10 protein-coding genes are annotated in these 12,153 nt (G+C 73.8%); 5 read left to right on the top strand and 5 right to left on the bottom strand.

Going from position 1 to position 12,153, the window contains the following annotated elements; translation table 11 throughout:
• The first annotated feature begins 234 nt into the window (after positions 1-234).
• From ACOACO_RS00925 to topA, 3 genes are all read left to right on the top strand, one after another.
• On the top strand, positions 235-438 hold the full coding sequence (locus ACOACO_RS00925) for a cold-shock protein (RefSeq protein ID WP_277499506.1): 204 nt from the start codon (positions 235-237) through the stop codon (positions 436-438).
• 97 nt (positions 439-535) lie between these two features.
• On the top strand, positions 536-2,047 hold the full coding sequence (locus ACOACO_RS00920; protein WP_420294382.1) for a DUF7059 domain-containing protein: 1,512 nt from the start codon (positions 536-538) through the stop codon (positions 2,045-2,047).
• A 1,049-nt stretch (positions 2,048-3,096) separates the two neighbouring features.
• Complete coding sequence (gene topA, locus ACOACO_RS00915; protein WP_420294381.1) at positions 3,097-5,823, top strand: type I DNA topoisomerase; 2,727 nt, start codon at positions 3,097-3,099, stop codon at positions 5,821-5,823.
• 12 nt (positions 5,824-5,835) lie between these two features.
• Here the strand turns inward: topA and ACOACO_RS00910 are convergent, their stop codons facing one another.
• The 5 genes from ACOACO_RS00910 to ACOACO_RS00890 all read right to left on the bottom strand — a co-directional run bounded on the left by ACOACO_RS00910 (position 5,836) and on the right by ACOACO_RS00890 (position 10,075).
• Complete coding sequence (locus ACOACO_RS00910) at positions 5,836-6,861, bottom strand: ion channel (protein WP_420294380.1); 1,026 nt, start codon at positions 6,859-6,861, stop codon at positions 5,836-5,838.
• Entirely contained in the window at positions 6,861-8,393 is a 1,533-nt protein-coding gene (locus ACOACO_RS00905) for a polyamine aminopropyltransferase (protein WP_420294379.1), read from the bottom strand. Before ACOACO_RS00905 ends, ACOACO_RS00910 begins: the two co-directional genes overlap by 1 nt.
• Positions 8,394-8,464: 71 nt before the next feature.
• Positions 8,465-8,887 (bottom strand): DUF350 domain-containing protein, encoded by a 423-nt coding sequence (locus ACOACO_RS00900; RefSeq protein ID WP_420294378.1) that lies wholly within the window; start codon positions 8,885-8,887, stop codon positions 8,465-8,467.
• A gap of 120 nt (positions 8,888-9,007) precedes the next feature.
• A complete protein-coding gene (locus ACOACO_RS00895; RefSeq protein WP_420294377.1) occupies positions 9,008-9,451 on the bottom strand; it encodes a DUF4247 domain-containing protein in 444 nt (147 codons plus the stop codon).
• A gap of 9 nt (positions 9,452-9,460) precedes the next feature.
• Complete coding sequence (locus ACOACO_RS00890; protein ID WP_420294376.1) at positions 9,461-10,075, bottom strand: DUF4178 domain-containing protein; 615 nt, start codon at positions 10,073-10,075, stop codon at positions 9,461-9,463.
• A 174-nt stretch (positions 10,076-10,249) separates the two neighbouring features.
• Between ACOACO_RS00890 and tmk the strand changes: the two genes are divergently transcribed.
• The gene (gene tmk, locus ACOACO_RS00885) at positions 10,250-10,960 is read left to right on the top strand and encodes a dTMP kinase (protein ID WP_420294375.1); all 711 of its coding nucleotides are present in this window, start codon (positions 10,250-10,252) and stop codon (positions 10,958-10,960) included.
• The gene (locus ACOACO_RS00880) at positions 10,957-12,138 is read left to right on the top strand and encodes a DNA polymerase III subunit delta' (protein ID WP_420294374.1); all 1,182 of its coding nucleotides are present in this window, start codon (positions 10,957-10,959) and stop codon (positions 12,136-12,138) included. Before tmk ends, ACOACO_RS00880 begins: the two co-directional genes overlap by 4 nt.
• Positions 12,139-12,153: the final 15 nt, after the last annotated feature.

Here is a 12,153-nt window from a genome sequence, read left to right as displayed (position 1 = left end):
ACCGCCCGCGGAAAAAAATCAGGCCGCGGAGAATGTCGTGCTGGGGGTAGAGGTTGGTACTGTCGGAGACGCAACAGGTGCAAGTTCCAGCAGGTATCGCCCGCGGAGTTTGTGATCCAACGGCGCTTTTCTTCGTGGGCCTACCACTCACGACAGTCGGAGCGACGTATCACCGCATCTGGTGTGGGTCGTCGAAGTGACGGCTCTCGCCCCGACAAGAGGAGAATGAGTCACATGACTCTGGGCACCGTTAAGTGGTTCAACGCTGAGAAGGGCTTCGGCTTCATCGCGCAGGAGGACGGCGGCGACGACGTCTTCGTGCACTACTCGGCGATCCAGTCGCAGGGCTACAAGTCCCTCGACGAGAACCAGAAGGTCGAGTTCGACGTCACGCAGGGCCCGAAGGGCCCGCAGGCGGAGAACGTTCGCGCCGTCTGATCGAGCCTCTCGGACGCACCTGTCCGTAGCTCACGAGGCCCCTCCCGCTCCGGCGGGAGGGGCCTCGTCCCGTTCGGTGGGCACTAGGCTCGGGCCCGTGAGTGCCTCCGCCGAGCTGCCCCACCGACTGCGCGACGCGCTCGTCGCGGCCGGCTTCACCGTCGACGCCGTCGCCGAGCTGCTGGGAAGCACGGCCCACGCCGCGCTGGCCCGCAACCAGACCGCGCCCGGGCTCGCCCGCACGCGGGACGGCTCGCCACTGGCGACGCTCACCCGGCTCTTCCTGCTGCAGACCGCCGTGCCGGCGTCGGCCGCGGAGCAGGCGCTGCCCGGTCTCGTGGACCGCCTGGCCGTCGAGGGGATCCTCGAGGCCGGGGTGGGCGAGGTGCGCGCGCGGCTCGACTGCCGGCCGTACGCCGCCCCCGACGCCGCGGGCGACCACGACTTCTGGGTCGTGAGCGACCTCACCCCGGGCCTGGACGGCGCCCCCAACGTGGTCAGCACCGACCACGTGCTCGGCATCAGCTCCGCCTCCACCTCGCTGGCGCAGCTCACCATCCGCGACGACGTGGCCAGCGCGCTCGACCTCGGCACCGGGTGCGGCGTCCAGGCGCTGCACCTGGCCACCCACGCGGGCCGCGTGGTCGCCACCGACGTGAACCCCCGCGCGCTGCGGATCGCCCGGCTCAACGCGGCGCTCAACGACCTCGGCACGGTCGAGGTGCGCGACGGCTCCTACTTCGAGCCCGTCCGCGGCGAGCAGTTCGACCTCATCGCCACCAACCCGCCGTTCGTCATCTCCCCGGGCACCCGGGAGCGCCTCGTCTACCGCGACTCCGGGCTGCCCGGCGACCGCGTCGTCGAGGACATCGTGCGCACCGCGCCTGGTCACCTCGTCCCCGGCGGCTGGTGCCAGGTGCTCGCCAACTGGGTGATCGCCCGCGGCACGCCGTGGGACGAGCGGCTCGCGTCCTGGCTCGAGCCGAGTGCCGACGGCGTCGCCTGCGACGCGTTCGTGGTGCAGCGCGAGGTGCTCGACCCCGCGGCGTACGTCGAGCTGTGGCTCGCCGACGAGGGCGCGACGGGGACGCCGGAGTACCTGCGTCGCTACGACACCTGGCTCTCGTGGTTCGCCGAGCAGGGCATCGAGGGCGTCGGGTTCGGCTGGATCAACCTGCGACGGCGCCCGGACGGCGCTCCCGGCAGCCCGGTCACCCGGCTGGAGGAGTGGCCGTACGACGTGGAGCAGCCGATCGCCCCCGCCGTCGCCGCCTGGGGCCACGCGATCGACGACCTCGCCGCGCTCGACGACACCGCGCTGCTCGGAGCCCGGCTGCGGGTACGGGCCGACGTGCGGCAGGAGAACGTCGGGGCCCCCGGCGCCAGCGACCCCGAGGCCATCGTGCTGCGCCAGCAGCGGGGCTTCCGCCGCGGGCACGCGGCCGACACCGTCACCGCCGGGCTCGTCGGGGCCTGCGACGGGGACCTCTCCGTCGGCCAGCTGCTCGACGCCCTCGCCCAGCTCCTCGACGAGGACGCCGCGGGGCTGCGCGCGACGTATCTCCCCGTGGTGCGCGGCCTGGTGGCCGACGGGTTCCTCGAGGTCTGAGCCTCAGGCCACGTCCGCGGCGCTCTCGGCCAGGGCGCGGTCGCGGCCCGCACGAGCCGGCGCCGGGTGCCGGTGGTGAGCACCCCCGCCCAGCCGGTGGGCAGCAGGTCCGCGCCGGCCCAGCCGTGGTGGTGCGCCCGCGGCCAGCGCGGGCCGAGGGACCGCTGCACCACCTGTCCGGTCGCGCTGAGCTGGCCGGCGAGGCCGAGGAGCTCGCGCACGGCCGCCTGGGTGGCGCCCGGCACGAACAGCCCGTTGGCCTTGCCGACCACCCAGCACACCCCGCCGGCGACCTGGGCCGCGGGGCGCGCGCCCGTCAGGAGCAACGGGTCCTCCGTGCAGAGGTGGTCGACGACGCGGTGGAGGGCCGCCTCGACGTCCGCGTCGAAGCAGCGCTCGGCGACCGCCGAGACGAGCTCGCGCACGACCGCCCGGCGCTCCAGCACCCCGCTCGGCAGCCCCGGCGGCGCCTCGCCGGGGTCCGGGGCCTCGGGGGTCAGCGCGAGCAGCGCGTCCCGGCCGCCGACGAGGTCGTCGAGCCACGCCAGCACCTGCTCGTGACGCGGTGGGGGCGGCGGCAGCGGGGGGAGCGGGGTGGCTGCTGGGCGGCGGGCGCGGTCGAAGGCCTCGGCGACCCCCGCCCACCGCGTCGGCTCGACCGGCTCGGTCCACACGTCGACGAGACGGCCGTCGACGAGCACCAGGTGGGTCAGGCGGTCGCCCCGCGCGGGGCTCGGGCAGGTCGGGGCGAGGTCGTCGGCCTCCTCGTGGTGGCGTGGTGGGGCGTCGTCGCCGCTCCACCAGCCGGGGCGTGGATCGGGCCGGTCGTCGTGCATCTCGTGCTCCCCCTCGGTCGTGTGGTGGGAGCCACCCTGGCAGCGCTCGCCGACCTCCTCGTCCGCTCGTCCACAGGTCCGCCGCGGGGCGACGGCCCTGGGGACGAGGTCGCCTCGACTCGCGTCCCCGTCGGGGTTCCGCGCTACTGTGACCCGCCGTGGGGGCCCGGAGATGGGTCGCGGTCCCCGCGTGACGCAGTGGGAGAGGGAGTCGTGGCACACAAGCTGGTGATCGTCGAGTCGCCTGCGAAGGCCCGGACGATCGCGGGTTACCTGGGCGAGGGTTACGTCGTGGAGTCCTCGATCGGGCACATCCGCGACCTGCCCAACAACGCCGCGGACACCCCCGCCAAGATCAAGGACAAGCCGTGGGGCCGCCTCGCGGTCGACGTCGACAACGGGTTCGAGCCCTACTACGTGGTGCCGCGTGACAAGAAGTCCCACATCACCAAGCTGAAGGGCCTGCTGAAGGGCGCCGACGAGCTCTTCCTCGCCACCGATGGTGACCGCGAGGGCGAGGCCATCGCGTGGCACCTGCTCGACGAGCTGAAGCCGAAGAACATCCCGGTCAAGCGGATGGTCTTCCACGAGATCACCAAGCAGGCCATCCTCGAGGCGGCGGAGCACCCGCGCGAGCTGGCGATGGACCTGGTGGAGGCGCAGGAGACGCGCCGGATCCTCGACCGCCTCTACGGCTACGAGGTCTCCCCGGTGCTGTGGCGCAAGGTCATGAGCGGCCTGTCCGCCGGGCGCGTGCAGTCGGTGGCCACCCGCCTCGTGGTGGACCGCGAGGCCGAGCGCCTGCGGTTCCGCGCGGCGTCGTACTGGGACCTCGAGGGCACCTTCGACGCCGGCAGCGACCACGACCAGCGCATGTTCCCGGCCAAGGTGCACTCCGTCGACGGCGCCCGCGTCGCCCGGGGCTCCGACTTCGGGCCCGACGGCCTGCTCAAGCCGGCCTCCGAGGGCAAGGTCGTCCACCTCGACCGCGCCCGCGCCGAGGGCCTGGTCGGCGCGCTCGCCGAGTCCACCTACGAGGTCCGCTCGGTCGAGTCCAAGCCCTACAAGCGCTCGCCGTACGCGCCGTTCCGCACCACGACGCTGCAGCAGGAGGCGAGCCGCAAGCTCGGGATGAGCGCGAGCGTGACCATGTCGGTCGCCCAGCGCCTCTACGAGAACGGCTTCATCACCTACATGCGAACCGACTCGACGACCCTGTCGGAGGGCGCGGTCGCCGCGGCCCGCGACCAGGTGCGCGAGCTGTACGGCGCGGAGTACGTGCCGGACCGTCCCCGGGTCTACGCGAGCAAGGTCAAGAACGCGCAGGAGGCGCACGAGGCGATCCGTCCCGCCGGCGAGTCGTTCCGCACGCCGGCGCAGACCGGCCTGAGGGGCGAGCAGTTCCGCCTCTACGAGCTCATCTGGATGCGCACGGTCGCCTCCCAGATGCGCGACGCCGTCGGCCAGTCGGTCTCGATCCGCATCGGCGGCACGGCCGCGACCGGCGAGGACGTCGTGTTCTCGGCCTCGGGTCGCGTCATCACGTTCCACGGGTTCCTCAAGGCGTACGTCGAGGGCACCGACCACGGCGCGGCGTCGGACGACCAGGAGACGCGCCTGCCGGCGCTCGCCGAGGGCGACGCCGTCTCGGCCGCCTCGCTGGCCGCCAACGGCCACGAGACCAAGCCCCCGTCGCGCTACACCGAGGCGACGCTGATCAAGGAGCTCGAGGACCGGGAGATCGGCCGGCCCTCGACGTACGCCTCGATCATCGGCACGATCCTCAACCGCGGCTACGTCTACAAGAAGGGCACCGCGCTGGTGCCGGCGTGGCTCGCGTTCTCCGTGGTGCGGCTGCTCACCGAGCACTTCCCCCGGCAGATCGACTACGAGTTCACGGCCCAGATGGAGGACGTGCTCGACGAGATCGCCGCCGGTCGCTCCGACCGCAACACCGAGCTGGCCGAGTTCTACTTCGGCACCGGCGACGTCGACGGGCTCAAGAAGCTGGTCAACGAGCTGGGCGACATCGACGCCAAGGGGCTCGCGACCTTCCCGCTGCCGTTCGGAGCCTCGGCCGAGGAGTCCGGCATCCACCTGCGGGTCGGCAAGTACGGCCCCTACCTGGAGGGCCCGGGTGACGACGGGACGGCGTTCGCGAAGCGGGCGAACGTGCCCGACGACCTGCCGCCCGACGAGCTGACGCTGGAGAAGGCCGAGGAGCTGCTGGCCAACCCGGCCGGCGAGGAGCGCGAGCTCGGCCGCCACCCGGAGACGGGTCTCGTGGTCGTGGCGAAGAACGGCCGCTTCGGCCCGTACGTCACCGAGCTGCTCCCCGAGGACGCCCCGAAGTCGGCCAAGCCGCGCACGGGCTCGCTGTTCTCCACGATGACGCTCGACACGGTGACGATCGACCAGGCCGTCAAGCTGCTCAGCCTGCCGCGCGTCGTCGGCACCGACGCCGAGGGCGTGGAGATCACCGCGCAGAACGGTCGCTACGGCCCGTACCTGAAGAAGGGCACGGACTCGCGCTCGCTCACGAGCGAGGACCAGATCTTCGACATCACGCTCGACGAGGCGCTCGCGATCTACGCGCAGCCCAAGCAGCGGGGTCGCGCCGCGGCCGCGCCGCCGCTCAAGGAGCTGGGCAACGACCCGGTCTCCGGCCAGCCGATCGTGGTGAAGGCGGGTCGCTTCGGCGAGTACGTGACCGACGGCGAGTACAACGCGACGCTGCGCAAGGACGACTCGGTCGAGGCCGTGACGCTCGAGCGGGCCGCCGAGCTGCTCGCCGAGCGCCGCGCGAAGGGCCCCGCCAAGAAGGGCGCGAAGAAGGCGCCGGCCAAGAAGGCCCCCGCCAAGAAGGCGACGGCCAAGAAGGCGGCCGCGAAGAAGACCACGGCGAAGAAGACCACGAAGGCCGCGGCCAAGAAGGCCTGACGCGGGCCGCGCTCAGCCGAGCGCGGCCAGCAGGTTGTCCGGCGTGAGCCGGCGGGGCCCGACGTAGTAGAGCGTCGCCCCCGCCGGCACCCGCGTGGCCCAGTCGGGGCTGACGTGCACGTCGCCGTCGACACCCAGGGCCAGCAGCGTGGTCGCGCTGGTCGCCCCGAGCGCCCGCTGCCAGTCGCCGTACGTCGCGTCGGGGCCCTCGGGCACCGTCGTGGACCAGGTGCTCGGGCCGCCGGGGGTCATCAGCTCGTCGTACACCTCGGCGATGCCGGGGTCGGCGAGCTCGTCGTACACGAGCCCCAGCGCGTGCCACTGCACGCAGTGGACCGTGGGGTCGATGCGGCGCACGGTGCGGCGGCGCGAGAGGTCCCGGAGGGTCACGACCGTGTGGACCCCCGGGGCGGCCTCCTCGGCCGCCACGGTCAGCGTGATCGCCTCGTTGTCGTCGCGGGCGTCGACGAGGACGGCGGAGGCCCGGCCGATCGCGGCGCGCCGCAGCACGGCCAGGTCGGTGAGGTCGCCGCGCACGAACTCCACGCCGGCGACGTCGACGAGCGGGTGCTGGGGCACCTGCTCCTCCCAGGCGCACACCACGATCGGCGTGTCGTCCTCGGCGCGCAGGTCGGCCACGAGCCGGTCGGTGCGCCCGGGGGCGTAGCCGACCAGCACGAGGTGGCCGGAGAGGTCGTGGGTGAGCAGGCCGTTCATGCGTCGTCCCTTCGCGTTCGCCAGCGTGGCGGCGAGGTGGGTGAAGAAGGTGGTGAGGGTGGCCACGCCGCCGGCGACGACGTAGGCGCCCACGAGCCGGCCACCCGTCGTGACCGGGAAGTAGTCGCCGTATCCCACCGTCGAGGACGTGACGAGGAACCACCACCAGTAGTGGGCGGGGTCGGCGATGTCGCCGTCGGGCTCGAGCAGGGCCATCGCGGCCCAGCTGGTGGAGAACACGACGAGCAGCACCAGCAGGGGGGTGCGCCACGTGACGCGCGAGGTGAACCTGGCCCAGAACCGGGCGAGGACGAAGACCATCAGTAACCCACCCAGGCGTGCTCGGAGTAGCGCAGGATCGCGGGGTCCAGGAGCGTGGACACGTCACCCGACCGGTCGGCCATGTCCGGCGGGAAGACGGCGGAGGCGTCGAGCACGGCGGGGGACGCGTAGCGCGTCCGCGGCGCGCCGGCCGCGAGGTCGAGGGTCGGCGCCCCGGCGTCGTCGGGGCGGGCGAGCACCCAGCCCCAGTCGCCGAAGGACGGCACGTCGGCGTGGTACGGCGTGGTGGCGAAGCCCGCGTCGGCGAGCGTGCGGCGCACGCACCAGAACGCGTCGGGGGCGAAGAACGGCGAGCCGGACTGGACGACCATCCGGGCGTCGGGGGCCAGCAGCGAGCGCAGCGTCGCGTAGTGCTCCCGCGAGTAGAGCTTGGCCAGCGCGGGCGAGTCCGGGTCCGGGTAGTCGACGACGACCACGTCGTACTCCTGCCCGTCGTCGACGGCGTCGCGGGCCCACGAGAACGCGTCGGCGGCCTCGTAGGTCACCCGGGGGTCGGCCCACGCGTCGTCGTTGAGGTCGCGGATCGGCTCGTAGCTGCGGGCGAGGTCGACGACCGCGGGGTCGAGGTCGACGAGCGTGACCTCCTCGACGTCGTCGTAGCCCAGCACCTCGCGCAGCGCCAGGCCGTCGCCGCCGCCGAGCACGAGCACCCGGGCGTGCGGGCCGGCCATCGCGGGGTGCACGAGCATCTCGTGGTAGCGGTACTCGTCCACCGAGGAGAACTGCAGGTCGCCGTCGAGGTAGAGCCGCACGTCGTCGAACTCCGCACCCTGGAACCACCCGCGGGTCACCACGATCGACTGGTACGCCGACCGCTCGCTGTGGACGATCGGGTCCCGGTAGAGCGCCTGCTGGGCCGTGGCCTCGAAGGCGCTCGCCCGCCACGCCATGAGGCCCAGGGCCAGTGCGGTGACGACGCACGCGGAGACCGCGACGAGCACCGGCGTACGCGTGCGGGCGCGGCGGCCCAGGGCGAGTGCGACGACCGCGGCGGCGGCGACGTTGAGGGCGGCCGTCGCCAGCGCGCCCTCGAGCAGGCCGAGCAGTGGGAGCAGCAGGAACGGGAAGGCGAGGCCGCCGACGAGCGCGCCGACGTAGTCGACGGCGTTGATGTCGGCGACGGCGTGTGCCGCGTCCTGGCGGCGCAGGTGCTGCAGGAGCGCCATCAGCAGCGGGATCTCCGCGCCGACCAGCAGGCCGATGGCGAAGGACGCGACGACCATCGCCGGGGTGTAGAGCGAGAGCCACGCGAACGCGGCGTACAGCGCGGGGACCGAGAAGCCGCCCACGACCGCCAGCGCCAGCTCGACGCCGACGAAGGCCCGCAGGGGGTGGCCGAGCAGCGGCTTGGCCGCGACGGCGCCGACGCCCATCGCGAACATCGTCACCGCGAGCACGAGCGAGGTCTGGGTGACGGTGTTGCCGAGGAGGTAGCTGCCGAGGGTGACGAGGGACAGCTCGTAGACGAGCCCGCACGCGGCGCACACGAAGACCGCGGCCAGCACGACCACCCGCAGCGCGCGCGGCGTGGCCCCCGGGCCGGGAGCGGTGCGGGCCCCGGCGGTGGGGGCGGTCGTGGCGCTCAGCTGATCGACGCGGCGACGACCAGGCCGACCGCGAGCTGGACCGCCACGGCGACGTACGCCGCCGGGTCGTCCGAGTCGTCCACGACGAGCTCGGCGAGGCTGCCGGGCGTGACGGCGTCGAGGATCCAGAACGCCAGGCCGAGCAGCGCGACGCCGATGATGCCGAACACGGACGCCTCGAGGAGCGTGTCCCAGGTGTCGCCCTCGGCGGTGAAGAACGCCGTGGCGATGATGAAGCCGAGCGAGACCTGGGTGGCCGACAGCACCAGCGCCGCGTCGCGGCGGTGCTCGACGAAGACCTGGCGACCGAGGTGGCCCGGGGTCAGCAGGTCGACCATGAAGTAGCCGATGACGAGCAGGAGGATGCCGACCCCGGCGAAGGCCAGGGTCGCGAGGGACTCGTCGAGGAGCTCGGGCATGTCGTGCCTTTCGGTGCGGGTCGGTGCGGGTCGGTGCTCGTCGGGTGCGGTGCTGCGGGTGGTGCCGGTCGTGCGGCGTGGTGCCGGGTGCTGCTCGCCGTGCGGCAGCGGGTCGTGGTGCTACTTGCCGGAGCCGGAACCGCCGCCGCGGTAGCCGCTGCCCCCGCCGCCCCCGCCGTAGTAGCCGCCCCAGAAGCCGATGAACGTGCTGTTCGCCGAGTAGCCGCGGTCGAACTCGTCGAGGGTGATGCGCGAGCCGCCGCTGCTCTTCGTCACGGTGACGATCCAGTCGTTGCTGTAGCGCAGGAACGCGCGACCGTCGGCCTCGCGGCGGTCCGACGGGTTGGTGCCCGCCGCGATCGCGGAGGCGGTGGCCGTCACGTCGTCGTCCGATCGCCAGGTGACGGTCTGGCGGTCGGGGTCCGAGCCGGAGACGTGGTCGTAGTGGTCGTCGATCCAGCCCTTGGGCCCGTTGCCGAAGCCGCCGAAGAGCATCGGCACGAGCACGATGCCGACGAGGAGGAGGGCGCCGACGATCAGGAGGCCCTTCGCGCGTGAGCTCACGTCGCCCCCTCAGCGTGCGCCGGGCTCGTCGGAGCCCGGGTAGACGGTGAGCTCCCACGGCTGGAGGGGCTCGCCGAGCGAGGCCTCCCAGCTGCCGCCGAAGTTCTCGAAGCCGAGCAGCTGCTTGCCGTCGGCGCTGGCGTAGTCGACGTACTCCGCCGTGCCCTGCGGGGCGGTGCCCGTCGAGCCCTGGGCGCGGAACGACGCGGAGCCCCGCTCCTGCAGCCGGTAGGCCACACCGCCGACGATGACGTCGCGGTCGCCGGGGGCGCCCTGCTCGACGTCGCCCGCGGGGATGCTGCGCCACAGGGAGACCTCGAAGCCCTCGTCGTCCTCCACCGAGAGCCAGCGACGGGCCTCGGCGTCGTCGAGGAAGTGCTCGGTCCACGTGTAGCCGGACTCGTCGAAGTCGAGGCGGCCGCGGACGAAGAGCATCGCGCCCTGGTACTCCACGATGTCGCCGACGCGCAGGCGGCGCAGCGGCTCGACGGAGGCCAGGTCGTTCTCGGCGATCACGTCACCGGGCGGGCGGGAGCCGGTCGTCGCGGGCTTGCGCGTGCGCACCACGACGACAGCGGCCGCGACGGCTGCGGCCAGCACCAGCAGCAGGATGAGCCACCACACGGACGATCACTCCTCGGAACGGGTCGGACGGGATCCGGACCCTCGTTACCCCTCGTCCGGACGCCCAAACCCCACCACGCCGCACCGACGACCGCCAGTCCCGTCCACAGGTCGGCCGCCACCCCTGCCCCCGCGGCTGGCCGGGTGTCGGTGGGACCTCGTAGGTTCGTCGCCGTGAGCGTCCCTCCCGTGCCCCCGCCGCCGACGGGCGCAGCCCCCGTCCGCACGAGCACGGGGGTCTTCGTCTGCCTCGAGGGCGGTGACGGCGGCGGCAAGTCCACGCAGTCGGCCCTGCTCGTCGAGCGCCTGCGCTCCGAGGGGTACGAGGCGGTCCCCACCTTCGAGCCGGGCGACACCGCCGTGGGCCGCGAGCTGCGCCGCATCGTGCTCGACCCTGCTACCGGCGACCTGGCCGCGCGCACCGAGGCGCTGCTGTACGCGGCCGACAAGGCCGAGCACGTCGAGCGGGTCGTGCTGCCCGCGCTGGGGCGCGGCGCGGTGGTGGTGACGGACCGGTACGTCGACTCCACGCTCGCCTACCAGGGCGCGGGTCGCGTGCTCGGCGGCGCGCTCGCCGGGCTCGAGCAGGTCGCCCGCTGGGCCACCCGCGGGCTGCGCCCCCACCTGACCGTCGTGCTCGACGTGCCGCCCGCGGCCGGGCTGGGCCGGCTGGAGGGCCGCGACCGCATCGAGGCGGAGTCGGCGGAGTTCCACGAGCGCGCCCGCCAGGCGTTCCTCGCCCTGGCGGCGCAGGACCCGGCCCACTACCTCGTCGTCGACGCGCGGGGCACCCGCGAGGAGATCGCGGCCACCGTCTGGGCGCGCGTCGCCCCCCTGCTGGCCCAGGCCGCCCGGGCCGCCAGGACCGTCGGGGAGGGCGCGTGAGTGTCTGGGACGGCCTCGTCGGCCAGCGCCCCGCCATCGCCGCGCTCGCCCCGGCGGCGCGCGAGGGCCGCGGCATGACGCACGCCTGGCTGTTCACCGGGCCGCCCGGGTCGGGCCGCTCCAACGCCGCGATCGCGTTCGCCGCCGCGCTGCAGTGCGAGCGGGGCGGGTGCGGCGAGTGCCACGACTGCCGCACCGTGCTGGCCGGGTCGCACGCCGACGTGGGCGTCATCCGCACCCAGCGGCTCTCCATCGGCGTCGACCAGGTCCGCGACCTGGTGCGCCGCTCCGCCCTGGCGCCGGTGGGCCGCCGCTGGCAGGTGCTCGTCGTGGAGGACGCGGACCGGCTCACCGACCAGGCGTTCAACGCCCTGCTGAAGGCCATCGAGGAGCCGACGGAGCGCACCGTGTGGATGCTGTGCGCCCCCACGGTGGAGGACGTGCTGCCCACCATCCGCTCGCGCTGCCGGCTCGTGACGCTCACGACGCCCGCCGCGGCCGACGTGGCGGCGTTCCTCGAGCGCACCTGCGACGTGTCGCCCGAGCTGGCGGCGTACGCGGCCCGCGCCAGCCAGGGCCACATCGGGCGGGCACGCGCGCTCGCCACCGACGACGCGACCCGCCAGCGGCGCGCGGCCGTCGTCGCCCTCCCGGGGCGGCTCCGCTCGCTCGGGGCGGCGATGACCGCGGCCGCGACGCTGAACGAGACGACGAAGCAGGAGGCGGAGGCCATCACGGTCGAGCTCGACGCGGCGGAGCGCGCCGACCTCGACGCCGCGTACGGCGTGGTCGAGCGCGGTCGCCGGCCGCGGGAGTACGCGCCCGCCCGCGCCGCGCTCGAGCGCGAGCAGAAGTCGCGGGCCAAGCGGCGCCACCTCGACGTGGTCGACCGGGCGCTGACGGACCTGGTCTCGGTCTATCGCGACGCCGTCGCGCTGGCCGTGGGGGCGGGCGGCGAGCTGGTCAACGAGGAGCTGCGCGACGACGTGCAGGTGCTCGCCGACCAGCGCGGCGCCGAGGGCTGCCTGCGGTGCATCGACGCGATCTTCGCGGCCCGCGAGCAGATGCTGGAGTTCAACGTCCCTGTCATGCTGGCGCTCGAGTCGATGGCGGCGGGTCTCCTGCCGACGGCCGGTGGTGTCGGTGCGGGGACCTCGACGAGGGTGGGGGACGCGTGAGGCGCGGAGCTGTTC

The organism is Nocardioides sp. CPCC 205120 (assembly GCF_048654585.1).
Classification (GTDB): Bacteria; Actinomycetota; Actinomycetes; order Propionibacteriales; family Nocardioidaceae; genus Nocardioides.
Note: the sequence above shows the minus strand (reverse complement) of the source record. Positions and strands in the feature narration are given on the sequence as shown.

Coding starts and splice junctions, on each gene's coding strand:
- ACOACO_RS00900 (WP_420294378.1), bottom strand. CDS start 8,887: ATGCCCGAGCTCCTCGACGAGTCCCTCGCGACCCTGGCCTTCGCCGGG.
- ACOACO_RS00910 (WP_420294380.1), bottom strand. CDS start 6,861: ATGGTCTTCGTCCTCGCCCGGTTCTGGGCCAGGTTCACCTCGCGCGTC.
- ACOACO_RS00925 (WP_277499506.1), top strand. CDS start 235: ATGACTCTGGGCACCGTTAAGTGGTTCAACGCTGAGAAGGGCTTCGGC.